We start from the raw sequence: 4,321 nt of genomic DNA on the forward strand, positions 1-4,321 counted from the left end.
ATAAACACCTGCTACGCTCCAATCAACCTTTACAATGCTTTTAAAGCAACAATATTTTAGAAAAGAGCCATTAATAAAGAAATGATGTAGACATTTATACTTTCTTCTCTAGTTGAAGTTAGTCTCTAAAACATACTTCTTAAGATTGGTTGGTTAACATGACAAAATTATATTCTAGAAGGTCCTTTATTAAAGGAATTTTCACCATTTCATTTGCAGGGTTGTTGACAGCAGCTGGTGGTTATTTGTACGCAAGATATATTGAGCCTTCAAGATTGGAGATCGTAAACAAAACAATTGTGAATTCTAAAATACCCGAAGCTTTCAAAGGATTTAAAATCGTTCAGTTTAGTGATACACATTTATCTGATTTTTTCACGTTAAAAAGATTAGATACGATTGTGGCTAAAATCAATGGCCTCTCACCTGATTTACTTATTTTTACTGGAGATTTAATGGATGAGCCTAATCAATATCCTAAAATAAATCAAATTGTACCTATTTTAGAAAAGCTAAAAGCTCCGCATGGAAAATATGCGGTGTACGGGAATCATGATCATGGTGGATATGGTACAGACATTTATAAAAATGTTATGACGATGTCGGGGTTTAAAGTTCTCCAAAATGAGGTTTCGAATATCAAAAAAAATAATCATACGATCGGAATTGCTGGTCTTGATGATTTGATGTTAGGAAAACCAAGCTATGAAGCTACTTTAGGCAATTTAAATAAAGAGAGATTTAATATATTATTGGCACATGAACCTGATGCAGCAGTTAAATCGAAAACATTTCCTGTTGATTTGCAATTATCAGGTCATAGTCACGGTGGTCAAATTCAACTTCCTTTTTACGGCCCATTAATTACCCCGCCATATGCAACTGTTTATTCGGAAGGAATGTACTCAATTGATGAGATGAAGCTTTATGTTAATCGTGGACTTGGTACAACAAGATTGCCGTTCCGCTTTTTATCTACTCCGGAAATTACTGTCTTTACGCTTACTTCCCGTTAAAAAAACTTACTTTAATAAATATGTAGCCTATAATACCTTTTTTCACTGAATGTCATCTGGAATTTCAGATGACATTCAGTGCATTTTTATATTAATCTTTTTTTTCGTTAAAATGATTTCATTAATCCCCCAAGATAAATCCCTATTACACATCCACAAATTGTTATACAAATATAGAGAATCGAAACTATATAATTCTTCTTTTGAAGCAGTTGTACCACTTCGACAGAAAATGTTGAAAAGGTTGTAAAGCCTCCACATAATCCTGTTCCTAAAAAAAGTAAAGTATTGTCTTTTTCAATGAATACGACAAATACCCCTAATAATAATGAGCCTATCCAATTAATGATTAGAGTCGGTATTGGTAGCTTCATTTCCTTTGTATATTCCCCTAAATAATCTGAAATGAAATAACGCATAGCCGCACCAATTGCTCCACCAAGTGCAACATAAATCATGAATTCTCTTCCTTTCTAACGAAAATTGCAAGCTTCATTCCTATAAAAGCAAATCCGATTCCTAAAGCAAGAGATAAACATATGTATCCTAAAGCAAGTTCAATTGGAAGTTCTGTTATTTCTAAACTTAAGGTGGACATTGTTGTGAATCCTCCACAAAATCCTGTTCCAAGTAACAATTTAATCGATTGTTGTTCCTTTTTATTAATTAAATAAGACGTAATAAATCCTAAGAATAAGCTACCTATAATATTTACACATAACGTTGAAAAGAAGCCGATACCAGGTATTAGTGTAACGATATAGCGTAAAGATGAACCTATGCCACCCCCAGCTGCAACTAAAAGACTGTTATATAATTTCCTTTTCACTTTTCAAACCTGCTTTCTAAGCTATTATACAGTAGTTAAAATTTCAAACTATATACTCCATACACCTCTAAGTAAATTCTATTATTACAGTAACAATCTTTCTCATGAAATAAAAGGACACATATGATTATTGTGAAATACAAGTTAGGATAAATAAAAAAGAAGAAACGATTTACTCATTTTAAGTAAAATCGTTTCTTCGATCCTTTTATTCCTCATCCTCTAATACATGATAGGCTTTATCAAATAATAGTAATTGACTATCAATGATAGGCTCCCCTTGTTCACGTTTAACATAATGGTATTCACCAGTTTCATCTTGCTCACGTGCTTTTACATTGTCAGCTAGTGCAGCAGCTAAAATACCATTAATTCTTTTTTTAATCGCACCATCGAAAATTGGAAATAAAATTTCAACTCGCTTTTCCATATTTCTCGTCATCATATCTGCTGAGGAAAGGAAGGTTTTTTCCTCCCCATTATGATGGAAAAAGTAAATGCGACTATGCTCCAAAAATCTACCGACAATGCTTCTCACTTTAATATTCTCACTAACACCTTTAATACCCGGACGCAAACAACAAGTACCACGGATGATTAAATCTATTTTAACACCTGCATTTGACGCTTCATAAAGCTTCATAATTAAGGCCTTGTCAGTTAACGAATTCATTTTTGCGATTATTCGACCATTTGAATATCGCTTATGAAATTCTATCTCTGCGTCAATTAAGCGAATAAAATCCTTTCTAATATCAAAAGGTGCTACAGATAGGTGATGAAAATATGGCTTTTCCGTGTAGCCACTTAAATAGTTAAAGAAATTAGTTGCGTCAATACCAAATTTACGTTTTGACGTAAGTAAACCCATATCAGTATATATTTTAGCTGTTTGATCATTGTAGTTACCTGTACCTAAATGAACAAACCGTTCTATTCGATTATTTCTTCTTCTTACAACAAGTGTAATTTTACTATGAGTTTTTAAATAGGTCATACCGTAAATAACATGACAGCCTGCTTTTTCTAGTTCTTTTGCCCATTGTACATTGTTCTCTTCATCAAATCTTGCTTTTAATTCTACTAGCACTGTTACTTGTTTACCGTTTTCTGCTGCTCTTTTTAATGCATCAATAACAGGTGAATCACCACTTACCCGATACAATGTTTGCTTAATCGCTAATACGTCTGGATCATCTGCTGCTTCTGCAACAAATTCCACTACAGGCTCAAAGGATTCGTATGGGTGATGCAAAAAAACATCCTGTTCAGAAACTTTATCAAATATATTTTCGTGTGATGCAATATCACGAGGAGGTTGTGGAATAAGTGTTTCGTAGATTAAATGTTCCTTTAACTTTGCTATCTCTTTATAAAATACGAAGAAAACCGTCAAATCTAATGGACCATCTATTTCATATACATCTTTCTCATGTATTTCTAATTCAGTTGTTAAATAGTTTAAAATTCTTTGATCAAAATCCTTACTTTGGATTTCTAATCTTACAGCTGCTCCCCATTTGCGCTTTTTTAATTCTTTTTCGATTTCCTTTAGAAGGTCACGAGCCCCTTCTTCATGAATGGTCATATCTGCATTTCTAGTAATTCTGAATATAGAAACAGATACAACTTTATAGCCTTTAAATAATTTATTAATAAAATAACTAATAATGTCTTCTAAAAAAACATAATTCATTGAATTATCAGACGCTTCGATCTTTACGAAACGTTCTAAAACTGCTGGAACTTGAACAATTGCAGTTTTTAATTGATTTTCCTCATACTCATTATCTTCAATCACGATTGCTAAATTTAAGCTTTTATTTAGTAGCATTGGGAAAGGACGATAAGCATCAACCGCCATCGGTGTTAAAACGGGAAAAATATGCTCATCAAAATACGTTTCCAGTTTTTCAATCTCTTCGATTGACAATTCGTTCATTTTTTTAAATTCAATATTTTCTTCTCTTAGTTTAGGCAATAGTACATCATTATAAGTTTTATATTGCAAATCTACTAATCTATGAGTTTTAATGGCAATTTCATTTAATTGTCTTTTAGGCGTCATCCCGGCCTTATTTTCAGGTTTATTAAAGCCTGCCTTTACCTGATCTTTTAACCCCGCAACACGAACCATAAAAAACTCGTCCAAATTCGAACTAAAAATGGATAGAAATTTGAACCTTTCTAGCAACGGATTACGCTCATCTAGCGCTTCCTCAAGAACTCGCTCGTTAAAAGCGAGCCAACTAAGCTCTCTATTGTTGTAATACATTGGACTATTAAGTTCTACGCTGTTTTTATTTATATTTGCTATATTCATCCTTCTAGCCACCCTTTAATCGACAATTTCCTGCATTCTTAGTTTAATAATAGCATTTACAAATATTTAGATTGTAAATTAATTGTAAATGTTTTGTTATTATTTTGTAAATGCCAGGGCATAAAAATCACCTAAAAGTACTACCATTATGAA

Annotated in this window: 4 protein-coding genes; 1 reads left to right on the forward strand and 3 read right to left on the reverse strand. The window is 32.6% G+C overall.

Translation table 11 applies throughout. The features are described 5' to 3' along the window. Window positions 1-158: 158 nt before the first annotated feature. Entirely contained in the window at window positions 159-1,016 is an 858-nt protein-coding gene (locus HU235_RS18945; RefSeq protein WP_174881228.1) for a metallophosphoesterase, read from the forward strand. A 107-nt stretch (window positions 1,017-1,123) separates the two neighbouring features. Here the strand turns inward: HU235_RS18945 and crcB are convergent, their stop codons facing one another. From crcB to HU235_RS18960, 3 genes are all read right to left on the reverse strand, one after another. Then, the gene (crcB, locus tag HU235_RS18950; protein ID WP_095299122.1) at window positions 1,124-1,474 is read right to left on the reverse strand and encodes a fluoride efflux transporter CrcB; all 351 of its coding nucleotides are present in this window, start codon (window positions 1,472-1,474) and stop codon (window positions 1,124-1,126) included. Beyond that, on the reverse strand, window positions 1,471-1,845 hold the full coding sequence (locus HU235_RS18955) for a fluoride efflux transporter FluC (RefSeq protein WP_174881229.1): 375 nt from the start codon (window positions 1,843-1,845) through the stop codon (window positions 1,471-1,473). Before HU235_RS18955 ends, crcB begins: the two co-directional genes overlap by 4 nt. A 208-nt stretch (window positions 1,846-2,053) precedes the next feature. Continuing rightward, the gene (locus HU235_RS18960) at window positions 2,054-4,168 is read right to left on the reverse strand and encodes an RNA degradosome polyphosphate kinase (RefSeq protein ID WP_095299126.1); all 2,115 of its coding nucleotides are present in this window, start codon (window positions 4,166-4,168) and stop codon (window positions 2,054-2,056) included. Between the last annotated feature and the right edge of the window lie 153 nt (window positions 4,169-4,321).

Origin of the sequence: Metabacillus niabensis, from assembly GCF_902829255.1 — a bacterium.
Classification (GTDB): Bacteria; Bacillota; Bacilli; order Bacillales; family Bacillaceae; genus Metabacillus; species Metabacillus niabensis.